Origin of the sequence: Nocardioides sp. 1609 (assembly GCF_004522105.1) — a bacterium.
Taxonomy (GTDB): Bacteria; Actinomycetota; Actinomycetes; order Propionibacteriales; family Nocardioidaceae; genus Nocardioides.
On the sequence record NZ_SPUJ01000008.1, the window covers coordinates 188,191 to 211,514 of the forward strand.

At 74.2% G+C, this 23,324-nt stretch carries 26 protein-coding genes; 12 read left to right on the forward strand and 14 right to left on the reverse strand.

Annotated elements, in window-relative coordinates:
* Positions 1 to 5: 5 nt before the first annotated feature.
* Together E4623_RS20605 and E4623_RS20610 are read left to right on the forward strand one after the other, a co-directional pair.
* Complete coding sequence (locus E4623_RS20605; protein ID WP_134768443.1) at positions 6 to 1,565, forward strand: sensor histidine kinase; 1,560 nt, start codon at positions 6 to 8, stop codon at positions 1,563 to 1,565.
* On the forward strand, positions 1,562 to 2,254 hold the full coding sequence (locus E4623_RS20610; RefSeq protein WP_134768444.1) for a response regulator: 693 nt from the start codon (positions 1,562 to 1,564) through the stop codon (positions 2,252 to 2,254). The genes E4623_RS20605 and E4623_RS20610 overlap by 4 nt, the downstream gene beginning before the upstream one ends.
* 46 nt (positions 2,255 to 2,300) lie before the next feature.
* Here E4623_RS20610 and E4623_RS20615 read toward each other — a convergent pair whose 3' ends face one another.
* Together E4623_RS20615 and E4623_RS20620 are read right to left on the reverse strand one after the other, a co-directional pair.
* Complete coding sequence (locus E4623_RS20615; RefSeq protein ID WP_134768445.1) at positions 2,301 to 3,758, reverse strand: glycine hydroxymethyltransferase; 1,458 nt, start codon at positions 3,756 to 3,758, stop codon at positions 2,301 to 2,303.
* Between the two features lie 79 nt (positions 3,759 to 3,837).
* Entirely contained in the window at positions 3,838 to 4,755 is a 918-nt protein-coding gene (locus E4623_RS20620) for a hypothetical protein (RefSeq protein ID WP_134768446.1), read from the reverse strand.
* A 325-nt stretch (positions 4,756 to 5,080) separates the two neighbouring features.
* Between E4623_RS20620 and E4623_RS20625 the strand changes: the two genes are divergently transcribed.
* Genes E4623_RS20625 through E4623_RS20635 form a run of 4 tightly spaced genes read left to right on the forward strand, consistent with a single transcriptional unit; the run spans position 5,081 to position 8,523 of the window.
* Positions 5,081 to 6,799 (forward strand): nitrite/sulfite reductase, encoded by a 1,719-nt coding sequence (locus E4623_RS20625; protein ID WP_134768447.1) that lies wholly within the window; start codon positions 5,081 to 5,083, stop codon positions 6,797 to 6,799.
* Complete coding sequence (locus E4623_RS22830; protein ID WP_167736780.1) at positions 6,796 to 6,954, forward strand: hypothetical protein; 159 nt, start codon at positions 6,796 to 6,798, stop codon at positions 6,952 to 6,954. Before E4623_RS20625 ends, E4623_RS22830 begins: the two co-directional genes overlap by 4 nt.
* On the forward strand, positions 6,951 to 7,697 hold the full coding sequence (locus tag E4623_RS20630; RefSeq protein WP_134768448.1) for a phosphoadenylyl-sulfate reductase: 747 nt from the start codon (positions 6,951 to 6,953) through the stop codon (positions 7,695 to 7,697). The genes E4623_RS22830 and E4623_RS20630 overlap by 4 nt, the downstream gene beginning before the upstream one ends.
* 49 nt (positions 7,698 to 7,746) lie before the next feature.
* Entirely contained in the window at positions 7,747 to 8,523 is a 777-nt protein-coding gene (locus E4623_RS20635) for a CbiX/SirB N-terminal domain-containing protein (RefSeq protein ID WP_134768449.1), read from the forward strand.
* 184 nt (positions 8,524 to 8,707) lie between these two features.
* Here the strand turns inward: E4623_RS20635 and E4623_RS20640 are convergent, their stop codons facing one another.
* From E4623_RS20640 to E4623_RS20685, 10 genes are all read right to left on the reverse strand, one after another.
* On the reverse strand, positions 8,708 to 9,088 hold the full coding sequence (locus E4623_RS20640) for a DUF3037 domain-containing protein (protein ID WP_134768450.1): 381 nt from the start codon (positions 9,086 to 9,088) through the stop codon (positions 8,708 to 8,710).
* Positions 9,085 to 9,867, reverse strand: coding sequence for a HipA family kinase (locus E4623_RS20645; protein ID WP_245155196.1), 783 nt, complete (start codon positions 9,865 to 9,867; stop codon positions 9,085 to 9,087). Before E4623_RS20645 ends, E4623_RS20640 begins: the two co-directional genes overlap by 4 nt.
* Positions 9,864 to 10,709 (reverse strand): polyphosphate kinase 2 family protein, encoded by an 846-nt coding sequence (locus tag E4623_RS20650; protein ID WP_134768451.1) that lies wholly within the window; start codon positions 10,707 to 10,709, stop codon positions 9,864 to 9,866. The genes E4623_RS20645 and E4623_RS20650 overlap by 4 nt, the downstream gene beginning before the upstream one ends.
* 10 nt (positions 10,710 to 10,719) lie before the next feature.
* On the reverse strand, positions 10,720 to 11,442 hold the full coding sequence (locus E4623_RS20655; protein WP_134768452.1) for a GNAT family N-acetyltransferase: 723 nt from the start codon (positions 11,440 to 11,442) through the stop codon (positions 10,720 to 10,722).
* An 11-nt stretch (positions 11,443 to 11,453) separates the two neighbouring features.
* Positions 11,454 to 11,948, reverse strand: a complete 495-nt coding sequence (locus E4623_RS20660) for a phosphoribosyltransferase family protein (RefSeq protein WP_134768453.1) — start codon at positions 11,946 to 11,948, stop codon at positions 11,454 to 11,456.
* A gap of 57 nt (positions 11,949 to 12,005) precedes the next feature.
* Complete coding sequence (locus E4623_RS20665) at positions 12,006 to 12,701, reverse strand: regulatory protein RecX (protein ID WP_134768454.1); 696 nt, start codon at positions 12,699 to 12,701, stop codon at positions 12,006 to 12,008.
* The gene (recA, locus tag E4623_RS20670) at positions 12,691 to 13,758 is read right to left on the reverse strand and encodes a recombinase RecA (RefSeq protein WP_134768455.1); all 1,068 of its coding nucleotides are present in this window, start codon (positions 13,756 to 13,758) and stop codon (positions 12,691 to 12,693) included. Before recA ends, E4623_RS20665 begins: the two co-directional genes overlap by 11 nt.
* Positions 13,759 to 13,976: 218 nt before the next feature.
* On the reverse strand, positions 13,977 to 14,774 hold the full coding sequence (locus E4623_RS20675) for an S-methyl-5'-thioadenosine phosphorylase (protein WP_134768456.1): 798 nt from the start codon (positions 14,772 to 14,774) through the stop codon (positions 13,977 to 13,979).
* Entirely contained in the window at positions 14,771 to 14,965 is a 195-nt protein-coding gene (locus tag E4623_RS20680; protein ID WP_134768457.1) for a DUF3046 domain-containing protein, read from the reverse strand. The genes E4623_RS20675 and E4623_RS20680 overlap by 4 nt, the downstream gene beginning before the upstream one ends.
* A 31-nt stretch (positions 14,966 to 14,996) precedes the next feature.
* Positions 14,997 to 15,527 carry a DinB family protein gene (locus tag E4623_RS20685; protein WP_134768458.1) on the reverse strand — a complete coding sequence of 177 codons (531 nt, stop codon included), beginning with the start codon at positions 15,525 to 15,527 and terminating at the stop codon, positions 14,997 to 14,999.
* Between the two features lie 70 nt (positions 15,528 to 15,597).
* On the opposite strand from E4623_RS20685, the gene E4623_RS20690 reads away from it, so the two are divergent.
* Together E4623_RS20690 and E4623_RS20695 are read left to right on the forward strand one after the other, a co-directional pair.
* On the forward strand, positions 15,598 to 16,101 hold the full coding sequence (locus tag E4623_RS20690; protein WP_134768459.1) for a GNAT family N-acetyltransferase: 504 nt from the start codon (positions 15,598 to 15,600) through the stop codon (positions 16,099 to 16,101).
* A gap of 105 nt (positions 16,102 to 16,206) precedes the next feature.
* A complete protein-coding gene (locus E4623_RS20695; protein ID WP_134768460.1) occupies positions 16,207 to 16,731 on the forward strand; it encodes an ATP-dependent endonuclease in 525 nt (174 codons plus the stop codon).
* 95 nt (positions 16,732 to 16,826) lie between these two features.
* Here E4623_RS20695 and E4623_RS20700 read toward each other — a convergent pair whose 3' ends face one another.
* Complete coding sequence (locus tag E4623_RS20700; RefSeq protein ID WP_134768461.1) at positions 16,827 to 17,282, reverse strand: HNH endonuclease; 456 nt, start codon at positions 17,280 to 17,282, stop codon at positions 16,827 to 16,829.
* 104 nt (positions 17,283 to 17,386) lie between these two features.
* Entirely contained in the window at positions 17,387 to 19,096 is a 1,710-nt protein-coding gene (locus E4623_RS20705; protein WP_167736781.1) for an N-6 DNA methylase, read from the reverse strand.
* Between the two features lie 67 nt (positions 19,097 to 19,163).
* Between E4623_RS20705 and E4623_RS20710 the strand changes: the two genes are divergently transcribed.
* The 4 genes from E4623_RS20710 (at position 19,164) to E4623_RS20725 (ending at position 23,267) form a co-directional block, all read left to right on the forward strand.
* Positions 19,164 to 20,510: a nicotinate phosphoribosyltransferase gene (locus tag E4623_RS20710; protein ID WP_134768463.1), complete on the forward strand. Its 1,347-nt coding sequence runs from the start codon at positions 19,164 to 19,166 to the stop codon at positions 20,508 to 20,510.
* The gene (locus E4623_RS20715; protein WP_134768464.1) at positions 20,507 to 21,076 is read left to right on the forward strand and encodes an isochorismatase family protein; all 570 of its coding nucleotides are present in this window, start codon (positions 20,507 to 20,509) and stop codon (positions 21,074 to 21,076) included. Before E4623_RS20710 ends, E4623_RS20715 begins: the two co-directional genes overlap by 4 nt.
* The gene (locus tag E4623_RS20720; RefSeq protein WP_134768465.1) at positions 21,073 to 21,834 is read left to right on the forward strand and encodes an NUDIX domain-containing protein; all 762 of its coding nucleotides are present in this window, start codon (positions 21,073 to 21,075) and stop codon (positions 21,832 to 21,834) included. Before E4623_RS20715 ends, E4623_RS20720 begins: the two co-directional genes overlap by 4 nt.
* 80 nt (positions 21,835 to 21,914) lie before the next feature.
* Positions 21,915 to 23,267 (forward strand): hypothetical protein, encoded by a 1,353-nt coding sequence (locus E4623_RS20725; RefSeq protein ID WP_134768466.1) that lies wholly within the window; start codon positions 21,915 to 21,917, stop codon positions 23,265 to 23,267.
* Positions 23,268 to 23,324: the final 57 nt, after the last annotated feature.

Sequence of the window (23,324 nt, forward strand, 5' to 3'; positions counted from 1 at the left end):
CAGCGGTGCCCCGCCGTCCGCTCTCCGTCGCCCGCCAGGTGCTGGTGCTGCAGGTGGCGGTCGTGCTGGTGCTGGTGCTGGCCTCGCTCGGTCTCGCCGGGTACGACGCGCACCGCGACGCGCGCACCACCGCGACCGTGCGGGCGGTGGCGGTGGCGCGGTCCGTGGCCGACTCCCCCGCCGTCCTCGACGCGCTCGCGACCGACGACCCGTCGGTCGACCTGCAGCCGTACGCCGAGCAGGTGCGCACCGACACCGCGGTCGACTTCGTGACGATCATGGCGCCCGACCGCACCCGCTTCACCCACCCCGACCCCGCCAACATCGGCAAGCCGTTCATCGGCGACCTCGGCGGCGCGCCCACGGGCGAGACCTTCACCCAGGAGTACGCCGGCACCCTCGGCCCGTCGATGCGCGCGGTCGTCCCCGTGCTCGATGACGGCGCCGTCGTCGCCCTCGTCTCGGTCGGCATCACGATCAGCTCGATCGAGCGCCGGCTGCGCGACGACCTGGTCGCGATCGGGCTCGCCGCGGGCGTCGTCCTCGGGGTCGGCCTGCTCGGCGCCTGGCTGGTCAGCCGCCGGCTCCGGCGGCAGACGCACGGGATGGGCGAGCTCGAGATGACGCGGATGTACGAGTACTACTCCGCGGTGCTGCACGCCGTCCGCGAGGGCCTGCTGCTCATCGACCCCGACGGCCGCGTCCAGCTGGTCAACGACGAGGCGCGGCGCCTGCTCGACCTCCCGGACGACGTGCAGGGCCGGCTGGTCCACAGCCTCGGCCTCGCGCCCGGCCTGGTCGAGGCCGCACTCGGCCGCACCGCCGAGGCCGACGACCTCTACCTCGCCGGCGACCGGGTCCTCGTCGTCAGCTCGTCGCCGGCCGAGTGGGACGGCCGCTCGGTCGGCGCCGTCGTCAGCCTGCGCGACCGCACCGAGCTCCAGTCGGTGACCGGCGAGCTCGACGTCGTCCGTGGTCTCACCGACTCCCTGCGGGCGCAGACCCACGAGGCCGCCAACCGGCTGCACACCGTGGTGTCGCTGGTCGAGATGGGCCGACCCCAGGACGCCGTCGCCTTCGCCACCGAGGAGCTCGAGGTCGCCCAGCGGCTCACCGACGACGTCGTGGGCGCGGTCGGTGACCCGGTCGTCGCGGCCCTGCTGCTCGGGAAGACGGCCGAGGCACGGGAGCGCGGCGTCGACCTCGACGTCCGCGGTGCCCTGCCCGGCGACGTGCCGGGCCGCGACCTCGTCACCGTGCTCGGCAACCTGGTCGACAACGCCTTCGACGCCGTCGCCGAGATCCCCGACCGCGCGGACCGCCGGATCCGCGTGACCCTGGGCGGCACCACCACCCGGCCGTTCGTCACCGTCGAGGACACCGGCGCCGGGTTGAGCGACGAGGAGCAGGCGCACGTGCTCGAACGGGGCTGGACCACGAAGGCCGAGGGCCGCGGCGTCGGCCTCGCGCTGGTCGGCCAGGTCGCCCGCCGCCACGGCGGCGACGTCCGGGTCGAGCGGTCCGAGCTCGGCGGCGCCGCGTTCGTCGTGAGGCTCGGGTCGTGACCGCCGCCGTCGGCGCGAGCGCGGTCCGGGTGCTCGTCGTGGAGGACGAGGAGCTCGCGGCCGAGGCGCACGCGACGTACGTCGGCCGGATCCCCGGCTTCGTCGTCGCCGGCGTCGCCCGCTCGGCCGGCGAGGCCGCGCGCCTGCTGGAGAAGGGCGGCATCGACCTGGTCCTGCTCGACATGCACCTCCCCGACGGCCACGGCCTCGGGCTGCTGCAGCGCCTCCGCGCGGCCGGCGACCTCGTCGACGTCATCGCCGTGACGGCCGCGCGGGAGACCGACGTGGTGCGGCACGCCGTCGCGCACGGCGTCGTCCTCTACCTGCTCAAGCCGTTCACCTTCGCCACCTTCCGCGCCCGGCTCGAGCAGTACGCCGAGTACCGGGCCCGGCTGCACGCCGCGCCCGACGAGGTGATGCAGGACGAGGTCGACCGGATGCTCGGCACCCTGCGCCCGGCCGCACCCGACCTGCCGAAGGGGATGAGCACCGAGACGCTCCGGGCCGTGGTGGTCGCGGTTCGCGCGTCGGAGTCGGCGCTGTCGGCGTCCGAGGTGGCCGAGCTGGTCGGCGCCTCCCGGGTCACGGTGCGCCGCTACCTCGAGCACCTCGCCGACACCGGCACCCTCGAGCGAGGGCAGCGCTACGGCGGGGGCGGCCGGCCCGAGGTCGAGTACCGCCGCACCTGACCGCCTCGGGTCACGGGCTGCCACGGGCCCCGCAGGCCCCGCGCGGTCAGCTGAGCTCGAGCCCCGGGTACAGCGGGTGCTTGTCGAGCATCTCGACCGAGGCGTCCTTGACCCGGTCGGCGATGCCGTCGGCGAGGCGGTACGACGCCTTGGACGGCGTGCCGGCCTTGGTGGTGCCGGGCTCGGTGTTCTGGAGCACCTGCACGATCAGGTCGGCGACGAGGTCGAACTCGTCGTGGCCGAACCCGCGGGTGGTGAGCGCGGGCGTGCCGAGCCGGATGCCGGAGGTGTACCAGGCGCCGTTCGCGTCGGCCGGGACGGAGTTGCGGTTGGTGACCACCCCGGCGTCGAGCAGGGCCGACTCGGCCTGGCGACCGGTGAGCCCGAAGCCCGACACGTCGAGCAGCACCAGGTGGTTGTCGGTGCCGCCGGTGACGAGCGAGCCGCCGCGGGACAGGAACCCCTCGGCGAGCGACTTGGCGTTGTCGGCGACCTGCTGGGCGTAGGTCTGGAACGCCGGCCGGCGGGCCTCGGCGAGCGCGACGGCCTTCGCGGCCATCACGTGCGAGAGCGGGCCGCCGAGCACCATCGGGCAGCCGCGGTCGACGCTGGGGGCGTACTCCTCGGTCGCGAGCACCATGCCGCCGCGCGGACCGCGCAGGCTCTTGTGGGTCGTCGTGGTCACGACGTGGGCGTGCGGCACCGGGTCCTCGTCGCCGGTGAACACCTTGCCGGCCACCAGACCGGCGAAGTGCGCCATGTCGACCAGCAGCGTGGCGCCGACCTCGTCGGCGATCTCGCGCATCTTCGCGAAGTTCACCCGCCGCGGGTACGCCGAGTAGCCGGCGACCAGGATCAGCGGCTTGAACTCGCGCGCCTTCGCCGCCAGGGCGTCGTAGTCGAGCAGGCCGGTCGTCGGGTCGGTGCCGTACTGCTGCTGGTGGAACATCTTGCCGCTGATGTTGGGGCGGAAGCCGTGGGTCAGGTGGCCGCCGGCGTCCAGGCTCATCCCGAGCAGGCGCTGGTTGCCGAGCTCCTTGCGCAGGGACTCCCAGTCGGCGTCGGTGAGCTCGTTGACGTTCTTGCTGCCGGCCTTCTCCAGCCAAGGACCCTCGACGCGATGGGCCAGGATCGACCAGAACGCCACCAGGTTGGCGTCGATGCCCGAGTGCGGCTGCACGTAGGCGTACTCCGCGCCGAACAGCTCGCGGGCGTGCTCGGCGGCGAGCGACTCGACGGTGTCGACGTTCTGGCAGCCCGCGTAGAAGCGGTGCCCGACCGTGCCCTCGGCGTACTTATCGCTGAACCAGGTGCCCATGGTCATCAGCACGGCGGGCGAGGCGTAGTTCTCGCTCGCGATCAGCTTGAGGGAGCCGCGCTGGTCGGCGAGCTCATTGCGCGTCGCCTCGGCGATGCGGGGCTCCACCGAGGCGATGACCTCGAGGGCCTGCGAGTAGGCGGAGCTGGTGAGGCCAGCGATGTCAGACGCGGTGAGGTCAGCCATGTCGCCCAGATTAGTCAGCACGGCACCGCAGGGCGCCATCGGCAGCGCCGCCGCTCGTCAGCCCGGCGCGCCGACCCCGTCAGGGCGTTCCGGCGCAGGCGCGGTCGAGGAAGCGGAGCAGCAGGAGCTGCAGGGCGCGGTCGGGAGGCGCGAGTCGCGAGACCGGGGCGGCGCCGTCCAGGCTCAGGAACGCGCGGAACAGGAAGGTCTGGGTGCTCTGGCCACGCGAGTGCGGGTCGCAGCGTCCGCCGTCGCGCACCAGCACGGGTACGGCGACCTGTCGCTGACGCGCACGGAGCGTGCGGCCGGCGCGGTCGCCCGCGAGGCTCACGTCGAACAGCACCGACCCGTCGACCTGGGCGATCCGGAGCGGCGGGCCGGCCGACCGTCCCGCCGGACGGGTCAGGACCAGCGAGCCGCGCAGCACGGGACGCCCGTCGCGCCTCCCGCGGCGCCAGGTCTCCCCGTAGGACAGGGTCGCCGCGGCGTCGAGTCGCCGCGCAGCGCACTCGGTGTCGCGAAGCCGGGTGAGGAAGCGGACGCCGTCGTCACCCATCGGGCGGCGCAGGGTGCCGCGATCGGTCACCGCGACGCCGCCGATCGGCGCCTGCGCGGCCGCCGCGGTGCACACCGCCCGCGGGAGCAGGTAGCGCAGGTCGACCGTCCGGCCCGGGTGGACCGGGTAGTCGACGCGGTGCAGGGCGAGGGGGTACGCGGCCCAGTCGACGCCGACCTCGCGCACCCGCAGGGTGTGGTCGGTGCCGTTGACGACCCGGACCTGGGCGCGCCGGGTGCCCTCGTCGATGCGCTGCTGGACGAACGAGAGGTGCACGCCGGGAGGCACCGGTACCGGCGTCACCACGACCGTCCTCGGGGCGGACGGGGTCTCGGGCGCAGGGGCGTCCGACCGCGGCGACGGCGTGCTGCTGCAGCCGGCGGTGAGCACGAGGGCCGCCACCAGCGCCCCCACCAGCGCAGAGGCGGTGCGGCGGGTCACCGCGCCATTCTCCCACCCGCCCGCCACCGGTCGTCGGTGTGACGTGGGTCGCACCGCGGCCCCCGGGCCCGCGCGCAGGCACGGCGCGTATCTCACATCGTGGATCGCGATCTCACATCACGAGATCGTCGTTTGTGGACACGGTGTCCGAACCGTGAGACTCGGTCCATGGTCACCGCCGCAACGCACGCCCACCTCGTGGTACGCCGCCACGTGGACTTCGGGCGCACGCGCAGCAGCATGTGTCCGGGCTACTGACTCCCACCCCGGACACAGTCTCCCGGTGGCCGCCTCGCGCGCCGCCGTCCAGCGAAGGACCATCCCCATGCCCGATCGGCGCCACCAGTCGAAGCCGCCCGTCCACACCGAGATCCCGCGCACCAAGCGCGCCGAGGGTCAGTGGGCGCTGGGCTACACCGAGCCGCTCAACAAGAACGAGCAGTCCAAGAAGGACGACGACCCGCTCAACGTGCGGGACCGCATCCTCCACACCTACTCCAAGCGCGGCTTCGCCTCGATCGACCCCGCCGACCTGCGTGGCCGGTTCCGGTGGATGGGTCTCTACACGCAGCGCGCGCCCGGCTTCGACGGCGGCAAGACCGCGACGCTCGAGGAGGAGGAGCTCGACGACGAGTACTTCATGCTCCGCGTCCGCTCCGACGGCCGGCTGCTCACGCACGACGCCGTCCGCGCCCTCGGCGAGATCGGCGTCGAGTACGCCCGTGACACCGCCGACGTCACCGACCGCGAGAACATCCAGTACCACTGGATCCGCATCGAGGACGTCCCCGCGATCTGGGACCGCCTCGACGCCGCCGGGCTGAGCAGCCTCGAGGCCTGCGGCGACTCGCCGCGGCCGTTCCTCGGCTCCCCGGTCGCCGGCGTCGCCGTCGACGAGATCATCGACGGCAGCTCGGCGCTGGAGGAGATCTTCGACCGCTTCATCGGCGACCCGGCGTTCTCGAACTTCCCGCGAAAGTTCAAGACCGCGCTCACCGGTCACCCGAGCCACGACGTGTCCCCCGAGACCAACGACGTCGCCTTCGTCGGCACCGTCCACCCCGTGCACGGGCCCGGCTTCGACCTCTGGGTCGGCGGCGGACTGTCCACCAACCCGATGCTCGCCGCCAGGATGGGCGTCTGGATCCCGCTCGAGGAGGTGCCGGACGCCTGGTCGGCCGTCGCCGGGGTCTTCCGCGACTACGGCTACCGCCGCCTCCGTTCGCGCGCCCGCCTGAAGTTCCTGGTCGCCGACTGGGGCATCGAGAAGTTCCGCGAGGTCGTCGAGAAGGAGTACCTCGGCCGCGAGCTCGTCTCCTGCGAGTCGCCTCCCTCCCCCGTCGGGCACCGCGACCACATCGGCGTCCACGACCAGAAGGACGGCAAGAAGTACGTCGGCGTCGCGCCGATCGCCGGCCGCATCTCCGGCACCCTGCTGGTCCGGCTCGCCGACGCGATCGAGGAGTTCGGCGTCGCCGGCGCCCGGCTCACGCCGTACCAGAAGATCGTGCTCATCGGCGTCGAGCCCGAGCGGCTCGAGGCTCTCATCGCCCGCCTCGACGAGATCGGGCTCTCGGCCCGGCCCTCGAACTGGCGGCGCAACACGATGGCCTGCACCGGCATCGAGTTCTGCAAGCTCGCGATCGTCGACACCAAGGAGCGCGCCCGCCGCCTCGTCGGCGAGCTCGAGCAGCGCTTCCCCGAGCTCGACACCCCGATCACCGTCAACGTCAACGGCTGCCCCAACGCGTGCGCGCGCACCCAGGTCGCCGACATCGGCCTCAAGGGCCAGCTCGTCATGCACGAGGGCCAGCAGGTCGAGGGCTTCCAGGTGCACCTCGGCGGCGCGACCGGGCTGCAGGCCAACTTCGGCCGCAAGCTGCGCGCCCACAAGGTCACCAGCGCCGGGCTCGACGACTACATCACCGCCGTCGTCACCAACTACCTCCAGGACCGCACCGGCCTCGGCGAGGACTTCGCCACCTGGGTCGCCCGCGCCGACGAGGAACTACTTCGCGGCGACAAGGTGTTGACGACCTCATGAGCGAACGCGCCGTCCCGTTCCACTGCCCCTACTGCGGCGACCAGAACCTGTGGCCGCACGAGGCGACCCACGGCGCCTGGGAGTGCCGGGACTGCCAGCGCGTCTTCTCCCTGAAGTCCCTCGGTCTGCTGCGCCCGGAAGGAGTCGTCCGATGAGCACGCTCACCACCCGCACCGCCCGCGCGGCGCGCGGCGTCTCCGCCGAGGGCCGCTCCCCCGAGGAGCTGCGCGACCTCGTGTCCCACTGGGGCGCCGAGCTCGAGCTCGCCCCCGCCGAGACGATCATCGAGTGGGCCGCCGCGACGTTCGGCGACAGGTTCGCGATCACCTCCTCGATGGGCGACGCGGTGCTGGCCCACGTCGCGGCGAAGGTCGTGCCCGGCGTCGACGTCGTCTTCCTCGACACCGGCTACCACTTCGTGGAGACCATCGGCACCCGCGACGCCGTCAGCGCCACGATGAACGTCAACCTGCTCTCGATCACCCCCAAGCTGAGCGTCGCCGAGCAGGACGCCGAGTTCGGCAAGGACCTCTTCCGCACCGACCCCGACCGCTGCTGCGCGATGCGCAAGGTCGCGCCGCTGGCCGACGCCCTCGCCCGGTACGACGCCTGGGCGACTGGCCTGCGCCGCGCCGAGACGCACAACCGCGTCATCGCGCCGGTCATCGGCTGGGACGCGAAGAAGGGCAAGGTCAAGGTCTCCCCGCTCGCTCGCTGGAGCGACGAGCAGGTCGAGCGGTACATCGCCGACAACGGCGTCCTGGTGAACCCGCTCGTCCACGACGGATACCCCTCGATCGGGTGCGCCCCCTGCACCCGGCGCGTCGCGCCCGGCGAGGACCCGCGCAGCGGGCGCTGGGCCGGCACCACCAAGACCGAGTGCGGGATCCACACGTGATCCCCCGCTCCGCCCTCGTCTGGGCCCTGACTGAGAGGAGGCAGCCCTGATGGCTGCTCCCGCCCTGGTAGCCCTCGCTCACGCGAGCCGCGACTCCCGGACCACCAAGACCGTCGCCGCCCTCGTCGAGGAGGTGAGGTCCCAGCGTCCCGACCTCCGGGTCGAGCGCGCCTTCCTCGACCCCGACGCCCCCGCCGGGTCGACCGCGCGCTGGGTCCGTCCTGACTTCCAGGCCGTCGTCGACCGCCTCGTCAAGGCCGGCCACGACGAGATCGTCGTCGTCCCGCTCGTGCTGTCGGACGGCTCCGGCTCCGAGGTGGCCGGCGTCGCGGACGCCGTCCACGCCGCCACCTCGCGCCACCCCGGCCTGCAGGTGCGCGTCAGCGCCGACCTCGGCCTCGAGGCGTGCTTCCTCGAGGTGCTCGACGAGCGGCTCCGCGAGGCGCTGCGCAGCCTGCGGATCCGCGAGCTGGACGCGCTCGTGCTCGCCGCCGCCGGCTCCACCGACCCGCTCGCCAACCAGTCGGTCGCCCGCCTCGCCCGGCTCTGGGGCACCCACCACCGGCTCCCGGTCACCGCCGCGTACGCCGCCAGCGCCCCGCCGGCCACCGGCGAGGCCGTGCGCGCCTTCCGCGCCGAGGGCCGCCGGCACATCGCCGTCGCCTCGCTCTTCCTCACCCCCGGCGTCCTCACCGACCGGGCCTGCGAGCTCGCCGTGGAGGCCGGGGCCGTCGCGGTCTCCGCCCCCCTCGGCGCGCACCCCGAGATCGCTCGCGTCGTCCTGGCCCGCTACGCCGTCGGCGCCGTCGAGCTCGTCCCTGTCTGATCACGACGGCCGAGGGACGGGGTCGCGACCCGCGTGTCGAGACGACTGGCCCGGCGAGGCCAGGCCGGCCCCGGCGAGTGGGGCGCGGCAGGCCTGCGGTTTCGTCGGCGCTCGCTGGCGCTCGCTTGCTCAACCTCCGGTGGTGGCGCTGCGGCGCTCAATTGCTCGACCCTGAAGACCTCGGTCAGCCGACGAGCTGGTCGAGGAGACGGTCGAGCTGGACGACCGGGTCGGTGGTGATGCCGCCGTGCACCGGACCGGGCTGGAGGACCGTGCTGCGGGGGGCCTTGAGGAAGCCGAAGCGCTGGCTCACCGGGGCCGCGCCGGCGCTGCCGGCGTCCTCGGACCCGGTGCAGACCGCGTCGACGAAGGCCAGCGCCGTGCGGAGCTGGTCGGGGTCGACGAGCGCGTCGAGGGCCCCGATCCGGGCCGGGTCGACGCGCCAGGCCGCGCCCAGGAAGTCGGTGGCGTGGCAGTAGAGGACGACACCGACGTTGAGGAACTCCTCCCGGTCGACGCGGGGCACGCAGCGCAGCGCGACGTACTGGTAGGCGTGCCCGCTCATGGCGTCCCGCCGGGCAGCCACTGACGGGTCCCGAGGCGGGCGGTGAGGAAGCGCAGGTACGCCGCGCGCAGCTCGTCGGCGGTCTCCGCGCCCGGGACCGGCTCGAGCCAGGTGTCCGGGACCAGCTCGACCACCTCGGCCAGCAGGTCCGGCGTCACCAGCGCGCTGAGCTCGGCGTCGATCGCGGTGAGGTCGCCCGCGCGGCGGCGCAGCACGTGGTCGCCGGCGTCCCACGGCTGACCGGCGAAGCGGACGGGGTCGGAGACGCCGTTCGACCACCCGTGGTGGAAGTAGAGCGAGGCGCCGTGGTCGATCACCCAGAGCTCGTCACCCCACAGCAGCAGGTTGGGGTTGCGCCAGGAGCGGTCGACGTTGGCGCAGAACGCGTCCAACCAGACCACCCGGGCCGCCACCTCCGACGACGTGGAGGCCTCGCCGTCGAAGCCGAACGAGCCGGGCAGGAAGTCGATGCCGAGGTTGAGGCCGAGACTCGCGGTGAGCAGGTCCTGCACCTCCTCGTCGGCCTCGTAGCGGGCGATGTCGGCGACCAGGTCGAGGACGACCTGGACCGGGGTGTTGAGGCCGATGCGGCGGGCCAGCTCGCCGACGATCACCTCGGCGACCAGCACCCGCGGACCCTGACCGGCGCCCCGGAACTTGCAGACGTAGGTGCCGAGGTCGTCGCCCTCGACGATGCCGGGCATGCTGCCGCCCTCGCGCAGCGGCGTGACGTAGCGCGTCACCGCCACCGACGCCAGGCCGGACCGGTCTCGGCTCACGCGATCGGCGCCTCGTCGACGAGCCGGCCCCGCTGCTCGGCGATGTCGAAGTCGGCGGCCGGCCACTGCGGGTCGAGCCCGCGCAGGGCCTCCAGCAGCAGGGTGCCGATGGCGAGGTTGCGGAACCACTTCTTGTCGGCCGGGACGACGTGCCACGGCGCGGCCTCGGTGTGGGTGCGCTCGAGGGCCACCTGGTAGGCCTCGCGGTACTGCGGCCACTGCGTCCGCTCGTCGATGTCGCCCGGGTTGAACTTCCAGTGCTTCGTCGGGTCGTCGAGCCGGGCCAGGAGCCGCTCCTTCTGCTCAGCCGCCGAGATGTGCAGCATGCACTTGACGACGGTGGTGCCGCCGTCGACGAGCCGCTGCTCGAACTCGTTGATGGCGGTGTAGCGGCGCTCGAGCTCCTCGGGCGTCGCCAGCGACCGCACCCGGGCGATCAGCACGTCCTCGTAGTGCGACCGGTCGAAGACACCGAGGATGCCGGCCTCCGGGAGCGCCCGCTCGATGCGCCACAGGAAGTCGTGGGCCCGCTCCTCCTCGGTCGGCGCCTTGAACGACGTGATCCGCACGCCCTGCGGGTCGACCAGCCCCACCGTGTGGCGCAGGGTGCCGCCCTTCCCCGAGGTGTCCATCCCCTGCAGCACGAGCAGGACGCTGCGCCGGCCGCCGGACTTGCCCTCGGCGAACAGCCGCTCCTGCAGCTCGGCGAGCTCGGCGCCCATCGCGGCCAGGGCGGCCTCGCCGTCGGCCTTCCGGCCCTCGAAGCCGGGGGCGGCGTCGGTCTCGATCGAGGTCAGGTCGACCGGACCAGGGCGGAGTCGGACGGCGGCGCTGATGCTCATGGCCCCCACCCTAGGGAGGATCGTCGTCGCTGCCGAGCACCAACCCGACGTCGAGGGTGCACCCGACGACGGTCGTGACCGTGCCGTCCTCCTGCGGCTCGTCGAACCAGAGGCCCTCGACGAAACCGAGCTTGGCCAGCACCCGCAGCGAGGCCCGGTTGCGGTGGTCGGGCGCGGCGAAGAACGCCGCGACCTCGGGATACCGCGCGCGGGCGTGCACGGCCCAGGCCCACAGGCAGCGGGTCCCGACGCCGCGACCGACCCGGTCGGGTTCGCCGACGAGGTAGTCCACCCCCACCGCCGCCGGGTCCGGCGTGAGCAGGGCGTACTCCGGGTGGTCGCTGATCCGGTAGTCCTGGACCAGCCCGACCGAGCGCCCGTTGACCTCCCACACCCACATCCGCGTCGGCTCGTCGCCCGCGATCGCCGGCAGGTACCGCTCCCGCACCGCGGCGGGCGTCGCCGGCCCGTCGCCGGCCCACCACCGGCGCACGTGCGGCGCCGACCGCCACCGCACGACGTCCGGCAGGTCGCCGTGGACCATCGGCCGGACGGCGACGCGGAGGTCGACGTCGACGACGAAGTGCTTGAGCGGGCCGGAGAGGTCGACCGCGACCGGGTCGACGACGGCGTCCGGCACCAGTCGGCGGGCGGTCGTGAGCCACGCCTCCCCCGCCGGCACCACACCACGCCGGACGGCACCCGCCGTCGTGACCGCGACCTCGACCGGCACGTCGGGCTCGATCAGTGCGCGAGACCGCCGCGGCGGTCGACGATCGGCCCGTCGACGGACCACGGGAAGTCGATCCAGCGGTCGGTGCGCCGCCAGACGTAGTCGGCGTTGACGATGGTCTGCGGCTTCTCGTAGATCACCGCGATCCGTGCGTCCGCCACGTGGTCGGCGGTGAAGGCCCGCACGTGCTCCAGCGTGCGACCGCTGTCGCTGACGTCGTCGGCGATGAGCACCTTGAGTCCCGACAGGTCGATCGCCGCCGGGGTCGGCGGCAGCATGATCGGCACCGCCAGGCGCTGGTCGATTCCGGTGTAGAACTCGACGTTGACCGCCGACAGGTTCTTGACGTCGAGCGCGTAGCCGAGACCCATGGCCAGGCCGAGGCCGCCGCGGGCGATCGCCAGGACGAGGTCCGGCTCGTAGCCGGAGTCGACGACCTGCTGGGCGAGGTCGCGCACGGCCTCACCGAACAGGGGGTAGGTCAGGGTCTCGCGCTCCACGCTCACGCCGACGAGTGTGGCGGGTGCGGCGCCCCACCGGTAGGCCGGTCCGCCGGACGGCGCCTACTCGTCGCCGGAGACGTCGCCGAGGACGTCGTCGTCGCGGCCGGCGGCGGCCAGCTCGTCGCGGACGACGGCGTGGGCGAGACCCGCGCCGTAGCCCTTGCGGGCCAGCATGCCGACCAGGCGCCGGGTCGCGGTGACGTCGTCGACCCGGCTCAGGGAGCGCAGCTTCCTGCGCACCAGGGCACGGGCCGCCTCCTCCTCGTCGGACGGATCGACCTCGTCGAGCGCGTCGCGGACCACCTCGTCGTCGATGCCCTTGCGTCGCAGCTCCTGCGCGAGGGCCCGCCGGGCCAGCCCCTTGGCCGACTGCCGCCCGCTGATCCACATCCGCGCGAACGCCGCGTCGTCGATCAGGCCGATCTCCTCGAACCGGTCGAGCATCCGGACGGCGACGTCGTCGGGCACGCCCTTGCCGGCCAGCTTGCCGGCCAGCTCGTGGCGCGACCGCGCCCGTCCGGTCAGCTGGTCGAGCAGGATCGTGCGGGCCACCGACTCGGGGTCGGCGTCCGGGCCGAGGGCCTTCGTGTCGGTCGAGGCGCCGCCACCTCGGCGGCCGGCGCCACCGCGACGGCTCGAGGGCCTCGTGCCGGCCACCGGCGTGCCGTCCTCGGCCTCCGGCCGGCCGCCTGCTGCCTGCCGGGTCCAGGCGGCAACGCCCTGGTGGACGTCGCCGCGCCAGGACTCAGAAGTCATTGACGCCGATGGGGGTGTCGGTGAGGTCGTCGACCTTGTCGTCGGCCTTGTCGCCGTCGACGGTGGGGCCGACGCCGAGCTTCTCGAGGATCTTCTTCTCGAGCTCGTTGGCGAGGTCGGGGTTGTCCTTGAGGAAGGTGCGGGCGTTCTCCTTGCCCTGGCCGAGCTGGTCGCCGTCGTAGGTGTACCAGGCGCCGGCCTTGCGGATGATGCCCGCCTCGACGCCGACGTCGATCAGGCCGCCCTCGCGGCTGATGCCCTTGCCGTACATGATGTCGAACTCGGCCTGCTTGAACGGCGGGGCGACCTTGTTCTTGACGACCTTGACCCGGGTGCGGTTGCCGACCATGTCGGTGCCGTCCTTGAGCGTCTCGATGCGGCGCACGTCGAGGCGGATCGAGGAGTAGAACTTCAGCGCGCGACCACCGGTGGTGGTCTCCGGCGAGCCGAACATCACGCCGATCTTCTCGCGCAGCTGGTTGATGAAGATGGCGGTGGTCCCGGAGTTGTTGAGCGCACCGGTCATCTTGCGCAGCGCCTGGCTCATCAGGCGGGCCTGCAGGCCGACGTGGCTGTCGCCCATCTCGCCCTCGATCTCGGCGCGCGGCACGAGCGCGGCGACGGAGTCGATGACGATGAGGTCGAGGGCGCCGGAGCGGATCAGCATGTCGGCGATCTCGAGCGCCTGCTCACCGGAGTCGGGCTGGGAGACCAGGAGGGCGTCGGTGTCGACGCCGAGGTTCTTGGCGTAGTCGGGGTCGAGCGCGTGCTCGGCGTCGATGAAGGCCACGATGCCGCCGGCGGCCTGGGCGTTGGCGACGGCGTGCAGCGCCACCGTCGTCTTTCCGGAGGACTCCGGGCCGTAGATCTCCACGACGCGACCGCGCGGGAGGCCACCGAGGCCGAGCGCGACGTCGAGGGCGATCGATCCGGTCGGGATGATCTCCAGAGGGGCGCGCGTCTCGTCGCCGAGGCGCATCACCGAGCCCTTGCCGAACTGCTTCTCGATGTTGAGCAGTGCAGTGTCGAGGGCCTTGTCGCGGTCTCCACCAGCCATGGTGTTACTTCCTTGTCAGTCGTCGGGTTGCAGGCACATCGACGACGCTAGAGGGAGCCACCGACAACGCCTGGTCAGCGCTGCCGTGCCTGTGGAGAACCTCGCTCCGCGTCGTGCCTGTGGAGAAAACCTAGCGCAGGTTCGAACAGGTGTTCGGCACGCGCCTCCAGCGTGTCGCGATGCGTCGCGGCGTGTCGTGTCGCGGGGACGGCGGCGGCTCAGCCCGGGACGTCGTAGGTGAGCGCGACGTCGTCGGCCCAGCTCGAGCACGAGCAGCCGGTCGGGTCGGGCAGCTGCGCGATCGCGGTCGAGAGCAGGCCGGTCAGCCGCGCGAGGTTCTCCCGGAAGCGGGCGAAGACCTCCTCCTGCCCGACCCCTCCTCCGCTCTCGGCACCGGCGTCCATGTCGGTGACCAGGGCGATCGAGGCGTAGCACAGGCGCATCTCGCGGGCCAGCGCCGCCTCGGGTGCGCCGGTCATGTTGATCAGGCTCCAGCCCTGGTCGGCGTAGTGCCGGGACTCGGCGCGCGTGGAGAACCGGGGACCCTCGACGACGACCATCGTGGCGCCGGCCCGCACGTCCGGGGCCGCCGTGGCGAGCGCCGCCGAGACGCCGGCGCAGTACGGGTCGGCGAAGGGCAGGTGCACGGCGCCGCGCTCGACGTACGAGCCGACCCGGCGGAAGGTCCGGTCGACCAGCTGGTCGGGGACGACGACGTCGCCCGGCGCGACGTCGGTGCCGAGCCCGCCGACCGCGCACGGGGCGAGGATCTGGCGGACGCCGAGCGAGCGCAGCGCCCAGAGGTTGGCGCGGTAGGGGATGGCGTGCGGCGGGTGCTCGTGGTGCGGCCCGTGCCGCGGCAGGAACGCCACCCGACGGCCGGCCACCTCACCCACCGAGACCGGGCCCGACGGGTCGCCGTACGGCGTGGTGACGACGTGCTCGACCGGGTCGTCGAGGAAGGAGTAGAAGCCGGAGCCGCCGATCACGGCGACGTCCGCGCGTGCGCCCGTCATCGCTTCGTGGCCGGCAGCTCGAGGGCCCGCCAGACCGCGGCCCACACCTGCTTCGGCGGGACGCCGGCGTCCAGCGCCTCCTGGGCGGTGCGCCGGTCGAGGTCGGCGAGCACGACCTGGTCGGCCCAGGTGCGGTGGTAGACGTCTCCGAGGGCGTCGGACATGCGCGCCCAGAACTCGGTGTGCCTCACGCGGACCCACGGTACGCGGCGACCGGTGGGCTCAGCGCACGTCCCACGAGTGGTGGACGACGTCGTGCAGGTGGTAGCGCGCGATCGAGTCGACGGTGAAGGCGCTGCCGTCGCTGCGGAAGCCGGTCCGGTCGAGGGCCGCGGCCGGCACGCCGTCGTACAGCGCGGCGACGGCGTCCGCGGCGGCGAGCAGCTCGGACCGGACGACGGCGGGGTCGGCCTGGTCGTAGCGGCTCTCGACGGCGGTGGCGTCCTGGTCCCAGCCGGCGAAGTGCGGACCGTCCTGGTCGAGCATGCTGCGCACCCGCTCCGCGAACAGCCGGTGGACGTCGCGCACGTGGCAGGCGTACTCGGTGACCGACCACACGTCCGGCCGCGGGCGGGCCGACGGGTCCGGCCCGTCGAGGACGACGGCCCACGTCGCGGCATCGGCGCGGATCGCGTCGCCGACCCGGGCGACGTCGACGTCGGCGGCCACGAAGCCGCACTCGGGGCACGGGGTGTCGAGCACCCAGGTCCAGTCCTTGGCGTCGGGGACGATCGGTGCTGGGGCGTCGGGCATGGTCCGAAGTCTGGCAGCGGCGCGGCTCCCCCGCGCTCGACCTCCCGCCAGAGTCCGTCAGGATTCGGCCATGTCCTCCCTCGCCGTCGACGTCCGCGACGCCACGACCGCCGACCTCCCGAGCATCAAGGCGATCTACGACGTCCAGGTGCGCACCGCCCTGTCGACGTTCGACCTCGAGCCGGCGCCGTTGTCGTACTGGGAGCAGCGCCTGGCCCCTGGCCGCACCGGCGACCACCTGCTCGTCGCGACCCTCGACGGCGAGGTCGCCGGCTACGCGTACTCGTCGACCTACCGTCCCCGCCCCGCCTACGACCGCACCCGCGAGACGTCGGTCTACCTCGCCGAGCAGGCGCGCGGCCGCGGCGTCGGCCGCGCCCTCTACGACGTCCTGCTCGACCGGCTCGTCGCCGACGGGATCCACACCGTCCTCGCGGTCGTGGCGGTGCCGAACCCGGCGAGCGAGGCCCTGCACCGCGCGTGCGGGTTCGAGCGGGTCGGCCTGCTCCCGGAGGTCGGGCACAAGCTCGGCCGGTGGGTCGACACCGCGCTCTTCGCGCGGGTGCACCGCTGAGGCCCGGCTCGTCGTCGTGGAGGGCAGCCAGGTGTCGTCGGGATCGCAGGAGACCGTGACCGGTCTCGGACGGACCGTCCAGGTCGGCGACGGCGTGGTGGGCGCGTGAGGGTGGTCCTGGTCGAGGGCGCGAGCGACCGCGCCGCGGTCGAGGTGCTCGCGCGACGGCTCGGGGTCGGGCCGCTCGATGTCGTCGTCCTGCACGGCATCACCAACCTGCGCGCCCACCTGCGCGACCGGCCGCCCGGACCGGACGGGACGCTGCTCCTGCACGACGCCGCTGAGACCGCTCACGTCGAGCGCGTGCTCGCGCAGACCGGCCCGCCGGGTGGCGTGCGGCGCTTCGTGTGCGACGCCGACCTCGAGGACGAGCTGATCCGCGCCGTCGGCGTCCCCACGATGCTGGAGATCGTCGCCGCCCAGGGCGAGCGGACGGCGTACGACCGGATGGCCCAGCAGCCCGCCCAGCGCGACCGGACCGACCACCAGCGGCTGCGGCGCTGGCTGGGCGCCCGCAGCGGGCACAAGCTCACCTACGCCACCCTGCTCGCCGAGGCGGTGCCGCTGGACGCCGTCCCGCCGCCGCTGCGCGACCTGCTGTCGCACGGCGAGGGTCTCGACTCGCGGTGACTCCGTCCCCGCGGCTCGACCACCGGAGAACTCGCCCGCTCCGGTGGTCGAGCCGGCGAGCGTCAGCGAGCCGAGTCGAGACCCACCGCGCCCCGTCAGCTCCAGGCCGCGACCTGGGCGCGGGTCGGGTGCCAGGGGTCGAGCCGCAGCCGCATGCCGGCCTCGGCGGGGGTGCGGTTGCCCTTGCGCTCGTTGCACGAGCCGCAGGCGGCGACGGTGTTGAGCCAGGTCCAGGTGCCGCCGCGCGAGCGCGGGAGCAGGTGGTCGATGGTGTCGGCACGGCCGTTGCAGTAGGCGCAACGGTGCCGGTCGCGGGCCAGGACGCCGTGGCGCGTGTAGCCGGCGGGCCGGTAGAGCCACTTGGTGGCGACGTAGCGGACCAGCCGCAGCGCGCGCGGCCACTGGTAGGGACCGATCATCCGCTCGGGGTGCGCCTCGTGGACGACGGCGACCTCGCGGACCAGCATCTTGACCGCGTGCTTAAAGCTGACCCGGCCGAGCGGCTCGAAGGAGGCGTTGTAGAGCAGCACCGTCCCCGTCAACGTGGTCATGGGCGCCGCACCCCCTTCTGGGTCGATCCTAATCTGCGACGACGAGGTTCGGCGCGGATGAACGACGCGTTGTCGAGGCGTGAACTCCCCGGGACGCTCAGCACTCAGCGCGGGCGACGCACCCGGCCCTCGAGGCGGCCGGTCCACCACACCAGCGCCCGGTGGTCGTCGTAGGCCTCGCACATCCGCTCGGCCACGGCCAGCAGGGCGGCGTGCCGGACGTCGTCGGCGGCGTCCTGCGCGAGGCGGGCGAGCCGGGCGGCGTCGTCCCAGGCGGCGGTGTCGGCGGGCAGCGGGAGGTCGGCGACCTGGCCGGCGCTGAGCTTGATCGAGGTCACCGACAGGGCGGTGCCGGCGTACCGGGCGGCGGCGAGCGCGACGACCGGCGGGGCCAGCAGCACCGCGAGGGCGTGCCACAGCCGGTCGACCGGCGGCGAGAGCGACAGCACCGGCACCGACGGCAGCCAGGTGCCGTCGCGGTCGACCACCGCCTCGATCACCCGTCCCTGGGTGGCGACCAGGACCTTCGGCACCAGCCGGCGTGCGACCCACGCCGAGAGCGTGCCGTCGGCGTGCAGGGCGTCGAGGTCGACGGTCGGGGCGCCGAACGACCGCTTCGCGAAGCGGGTCGGCGCCTCGCCCCACCGGCAGCGGGCGGGGTCGATGAGGCCCGAGGTGACCAGCGGCGACCCGGCGCCGCCGTCGCGGACGAAGGGCACCAGGCCGTAGTACTGGTCACGGAAGTCGCCGTGGCACGAGCCGAGGTCGCCGAGCACGCCCGCGCTCCGCGGCCGCACGGGCGGGACGCCGAGCGCCGGGGCCGCGAGGGCGCCCCACTCCCCCTCGGGCAGGACGACGTCCGGGCCGGGCACGGCGTCCGGGCCGGTCCAGGTCGGCACGGGCCCCTGCTGCGCCGCGACCGTGACGACCGGCGCGCAGGTGCGCACCGGCGTCCCGGCGAAGACCGGGGTCGTCGACGTCCAGAACGCCGTCACCGCACCCCGCTCGCGGACGGCGGCGCGCACCCGCCCCGCGTCGCGCGCGGCGAGCACCGACAGCGGCTGCACCAGCGCGACCACGCCCCCGGGGCGCACCAGGCCCAGCGAGTGGTGGAGGAACGCCGCGCTGGTGTCGGTGTAGGCCCCCAGCCCGGCCGCACCGCTGAGCCCGGCCGAGGTCCGCCCGGCCGTGCGGCTGCGCAACTGGCCGAGGAACGGCGGGTTGCCGACCACCGCGTCGTACGGCGCCGCCGGGTGCTCGCCGAGGCCGTCAGCGACCCGGACGGTGCGCTCGAGGACCGCCGGCTCGACGTCCGGGACCGCGAGGCGGAGCCGCAGCCGGGCGATGGCGACCGCCACGGGGTCGAGGTCGGTGCCGTGGACCCGGTCGATAGCGCCCGGCCCCAGCCGGTGCAGGGCCGCGAGCAGCACGTTGCCGGTGCCGCAGGCCGGGTCGAGCACCCGGGGCGCCGGCCCGTCCGGGGCCCGGTCGAGCGCCCGGTCGAGCGCCCGGTCGAGCGCCCGGTCGAGCGCCCGGTCGAGGAGCCAGTCGACGAGGGGCGCGGGCGTGTAGAACGAGCCCGAGCGGCCGCGGTCGTCGAGCAGCGCCTCGTGCACGACGCCCAGCTCCTCGGCGGCCGCCGGGTCGCGCCAGGGCGCCAGGACGTCGTCCGCGAGGCCGGGCGGGGCACCGCCCAGCCCGTGGGCGGCGGCGACGGTCGCGAGGACGGCGTCCCAGGCGGCGGTCCGGGAGCCGAGCGCGGCCTCGACGGTCAGCACCGCTTCGCACAGGCCCCCCACGGTCGACACTGTCACGACGCGCACTCTAGGTGGGCCGTGCCGACCGTGTTATAGTCAAAATGACTACAAGCCAGGAGCGCAGATGACCCTCCCACCCGACACACCGGACCTGACGGTCTCCCCGGGACTGCTGACCGACCGCTACGAGCTGACCATGCTCACCTCGTTCGTCACCGACGGCAGCGCCGACCACCCCGCGGTGTTCGAGGCGTTCGCCCGCCGGCTCCCCGAGGGGCGGCGCTACGGCGTCCTCGGCGGCCTCGGCCGGCTGCTGCCGATGATCGAGCGGTTCACCTTCGGCGCCGACGAGATCGCGTGGCTGCTCGGCGACGGCGTCATCAACGAGGCGACCGCCGACTACCTGCGGGACTTCCGGTTCAGCGGTGACATCGACGCCTACCCCGAGGGCGACCTGTACTTTCCCGGCAGCCCGGTGTTCAGCGTCCGGTGCACGCTCGGCGAGGGCGTGCTGCTCGAGACGCTCGTGCTCAGCGTGCTCAACCACGACAGCGCGATCGCCAGCGCCGCCGCCCGGATGGCGGTCGCGGCCGGGGGCCGGCCGCTGGTCGAGATGGGCAGCCGGCGCACCCACGAGGAGGCCGCGGTCGCCGTCGCCCGGGTCGCCTACGTCGCCGGGTTCGCCTCCACCAGCAACCTCGCCGCCGGACGACGCCACGGCGTCCCGACCGTCGGCACGGCGGCCCACGCGTTCACGCTGGCCCACACCTCCGAGGTAGAGGCGTTCCGCAGCCAGGTCGCCGCGCAGGGCGTCGGCACCACGCTGCTCGTCGACACCTACGACACCGCGCAGGGCATCCGCAACGCGGTCGAGGTCGCCGGCACCGGCCTCGGCGCCGTCCGCATCGACTCGGGCGACCTCGCCGACGAGGCGACCGCGGCCCGCAGGCTGCTCGACGAGCTGGGCGCCACCGGCACCCGGATCACCGCGACCAGCGACATCGACGAGTACGTCATCACCGCGCTCGCCGACGCCCCCATCGACGGGTACGGCGTCGGCACCCGCGTCGCGACCGGCTCCGGCCACCCGACCGCCAGCATGGTCTACAAGCTCGTCGCGGTCGCCGACTCACCCGACGGGCCGCTGCGGCCGGTGGCGAAGAAGTCGCACGACAAGGTCTCGGTCGGAGGTCGCAAGACGGCCTACCGCAGCCACGACGACGGCGTCCTGACCGGCGAGTGGTTCGTGACCGACGAGGCGGCTCCCGCCGACGCGACGCCGGTGCAGGTGGCCGCCGTCCGGGCCGGCCGCACCGTGCACTCCCCCGACCTCGAGACGGTGCGCGCCCACTGCGCCGCCGCGCTCGCCACCCTGCCCGCCGAGGCGCGCAGCGTCTCCGGGGGCGCCCCCTACCTCACCGTCACCAGCGAGGCCACCAGCCCCGCACCAGCCGAAGGAGCAACGTCATGAAGGCACTCATCGTCGTCGACGTGCAGAACGACTTCGTCGAGGGCGGCTCGCTCGCCGTCGACGGCGGCCGGGCCGTCGCGACCGCGATCACCGCGCACCTCGCCGCCCACGCGGGCGACTACGCCGCCGTCGTCGCCTCGCGCGACTGGCACGACGCCCACGGCACCAACGACGGCCACTTCGCCGAACCGGGCACCGACCCCGACTACGTGCACACCTGGCCGGTCCACTGCGTGTCGACCACCGAGGGCAGCGACTACGCCCCCGAGCTGGTCACCGACGCGATCACCCACCACGTCCGCAAGGGCATGGGCGAGGCCGCCTACAGCGCCTTCGAGGGCGTCACGACCGACGGCGTCCCGCTGCCCGACCTGCTCGACCAGCTCGGTGTGACCGAGGTCGACGTCGTCGGGATCGCCACCGACTACTGCGTGCGTGCCACGGTGCTCGACGCCCGCCGGCACGGCCTGGCCGTGCACCTGCTCCCCGGCATGCACGCCGGGGTCGCGCCCGGCTCGAGCGCGACCGCGCTGCGCGAGATGACCGACGCGGGGGCCACGGCATGAGCACCCCCGAGAACCGGCGCACCTACACCTCCGAGCACCCCCCGTTCGCCGTCACCGTCGACCTCGCGGTCTTCACCATCCGCGACGGCGCCCTCGCGGTGCTCCTCGTCGAGCGCGGCGCCGAGCCGTACGCCGGCTCGTGGGCCCTGCCGGGCGGCTTCGTCGAGCCCGACGAGGACGCCGAGACGGCCGCCTGGCGCGAGCTGCGGGAGGAGACCGGGGTCGACCGGTTCGAGGGCCACCTCGAGCAGCTGCGCACCTACTCCGCCCCCGACCGCGACCCCCGCATGCGCGTCGTGTCGGTCGCCCACGTCGCCTTCGCGCCCGACCTGCCGGAGCCCTCGGCCGGCTCGGACGCCGCCGGCGCGCGCTGGTGGGCCGTCGACGACGTCCTGCCCGGCCAGGCGGACCAGGCCGGCCCGGACGCGCCCGTCCTGGCCTTCGACCACGCCGAGATCCTCACCGACGCCCGCGAGCGGATCCGCGCCAAGCTCGAGTACACGACGCTCGCGCTCGACTTCGTCGCCGAGCCGTTCACCCTCCCCGAGCTGCGCCGGGTCTACACCGCCGTCTGGGGCACCCCGCCCGACCTCGGCAACTTCCGCCGCAAGGTGCTCGGCACCGACGGCTTCGTCGTCGCCACCGACGACCCGCGCCCCGGCAGCCCGGGCGGTGCCGGCGGACGCCCGGCGCTGCTCTACCGGCGCGGCACCGCCACCGAGGTCCAGCCGCCGATGCTCCGGCCCGCGCTGGGGTGAACGGCGCCGGGCGGGTTTGCCCGCACCCGCCCGGTGACAGCCTCCTGGGACCACCCCGCCCCGTCACTCTGGGAGTCCACGTGCGTCGTACCGTCTCGTTGCTCGTCCCGCTCGCCCTGGCCGTCGCGGCGGTGGCCGCCCCGCCGACCCCGGCCGGGGCTGCACCGGCGGACCCCCCGACCTGCCAGGGCCGGCCCGCCACGATCGTCGGCGGCGACGACGTCGCCCTGGAGGGCACCGCCGGGGACGACGTCATCGTGTCCGCCGGGAGCAGCTCGGTCACCGGGTTCGCCGGCGACGACCTGGTCTGCGTCACCGGGCCGCGCTTCCAGACCGTCACCGTCAGCGGCGACGACGGCGACGACGTCCTGGTCGTCCTGGCCCACCGGGCCGAGACGTACCTGTATCCCGGCGCCGGGAGCGACCTCGTGCTCGGCGGTAACGGGCGCGACCACGTGCGGATCGCGCGCTCCCCCACCGGTGCGACCGAGCTCGACCGGGTCCGGACGGCGGCCGGCCCCGACCAGGTCCACCACGACGGCTCCCGCTTCGACGGCGGCGGCGTCCTCCCGGCGACCGACGTCGACCTCGGCAGCAGCAGCGACCAGGTCAGCCTCGAGCCGCTGCTCGCCGAGATCCCCGACCGGACGACCATCCGGCCCGGCGCGGGCGACCACGACCGTCTCCAGCTCGTCGCCCTGTCCACCTCCCGGGTGCGTCTCGACCTCCGCACCAGCACCCTCGAGGTCGACGGCGTGGAGCTCGCCGGAGACTGGGGCGGCTTCGACGCGCACGAGGTCCGGTTCGGTCCGCGGAGGGGAAGCGCTCGCGCCGAGGTGATCGGCACGCCGGGTGCCGACCGGGTCACCGTCGGGGGCGCCCGCTCGGTCGACATCGCGCTCGGCGGCGGCGACGACCGGCTCGAGCTCGACAACGCCGGCATCCACCGCGGCCGGGTCGACGCCGGCGCCGGCACCGACCACCTGGTCGCGGCCGCCCACCCCTACCGGCGCCAGCGCCCGCTGGTCGACCTGGCCCGCGGCGTGCTCAGCCGCGTCGGTGCGGGCACCGCGACGCCGACCACCCGGCTCGCGCGGTTCGAGGGCGCCTCCCTCGACGCCCAGTACGGCGGCCTCCTGGTCGGCGACCGCCGCCCGAACGTCCTGCAGGCGGTGTGCGGGACCGTGCGCGGAGGCGGTGGCGCCGACACGATCGAGGGCGTCTGGATCTCGATCTCCGGCCGCGGGCCGGCGGGCCGGACCTGCTACGACCCCTCGCTCGGGTTCCGGGGCGAGGGCGGACGCGGCGCCGACGACCTCGTCGGCACCACCACCGACGACGTCCTCCTCGGCGGACCGGGCCGCGACCGGACCCGGGGGCGGGCCGGCCGCGACCGGTGCGTCGCCGAGGTGAGGACCACCTGCGAGCGCTGAGACCCGGCCGCGCGGGCGACCCCCTCGGGCGATGGGGAGTGTCGGTGGTCTGAGGAA

What these genes read in the sequence shown, in the direction of transcription:
- E4623_RS20615 (WP_134768445.1), bottom strand. Translation starts at nt 3,758, where the DNA reads ATGGCTGACCTCACCGCGTCTGACATCGCTGGCCTCACCAGCTCCGCC.
- E4623_RS20625 (WP_134768447.1), top strand. Translation starts at nt 5,081, where the DNA reads ATGCCCGATCGGCGCCACCAGTCGAAGCCGCCCGTCCACACCGAGATC.
- E4623_RS22830 (WP_167736780.1), top strand. Translation starts at nt 6,796, where the DNA reads ATGAGCGAACGCGCCGTCCCGTTCCACTGCCCCTACTGCGGCGACCAG.
- E4623_RS20630 (WP_134768448.1), top strand. Translation starts at nt 6,951, where the DNA reads ATGAGCACGCTCACCACCCGCACCGCCCGCGCGGCGCGCGGCGTCTCC.
- E4623_RS20635 (WP_134768449.1), top strand. Translation starts at nt 7,747, where the DNA reads ATGGCTGCTCCCGCCCTGGTAGCCCTCGCTCACGCGAGCCGCGACTCC.
- E4623_RS20640 (WP_134768450.1), bottom strand. Translation starts at nt 9,088, where the DNA reads ATGAGCGGGCACGCCTACCAGTACGTCGCGCTGCGCTGCGTGCCCCGC.
- E4623_RS20650 (WP_134768451.1), bottom strand. Translation starts at nt 10,709, where the DNA reads ATGAGCATCAGCGCCGCCGTCCGACTCCGCCCTGGTCCGGTCGACCTG.
- E4623_RS20665 (WP_134768454.1), bottom strand. Translation starts at nt 12,701, where the DNA reads ATGACTTCTGAGTCCTGGCGCGGCGACGTCCACCAGGGCGTTGCCGCC.
- recA (WP_134768455.1), bottom strand. Translation starts at nt 13,758, where the DNA reads ATGGCTGGTGGAGACCGCGACAAGGCCCTCGACACTGCACTGCTCAAC.
- E4623_RS20675 (WP_134768456.1), bottom strand. Translation starts at nt 14,774, where the DNA reads ATGACGGGCGCACGCGCGGACGTCGCCGTGATCGGCGGCTCCGGCTTC.
- E4623_RS20685 (WP_134768458.1), bottom strand. Translation starts at nt 15,527, where the DNA reads ATGCCCGACGCCCCAGCACCGATCGTCCCCGACGCCAAGGACTGGACC.
- E4623_RS20690 (WP_134768459.1), top strand. Translation starts at nt 15,598, where the DNA reads ATGTCCTCCCTCGCCGTCGACGTCCGCGACGCCACGACCGCCGACCTC.
- E4623_RS20700 (WP_134768461.1), bottom strand. Translation starts at nt 17,282, where the DNA reads ATGACCACGTTGACGGGGACGGTGCTGCTCTACAACGCCTCCTTCGAG.
- E4623_RS20710 (WP_134768463.1), top strand. Translation starts at nt 19,164, where the DNA reads ATGACCCTCCCACCCGACACACCGGACCTGACGGTCTCCCCGGGACTG.
- E4623_RS20715 (WP_134768464.1), top strand. Translation starts at nt 20,507, where the DNA reads ATGAAGGCACTCATCGTCGTCGACGTGCAGAACGACTTCGTCGAGGGC.
- E4623_RS20720 (WP_134768465.1), top strand. Translation starts at nt 21,073, where the DNA reads ATGAGCACCCCCGAGAACCGGCGCACCTACACCTCCGAGCACCCCCCG.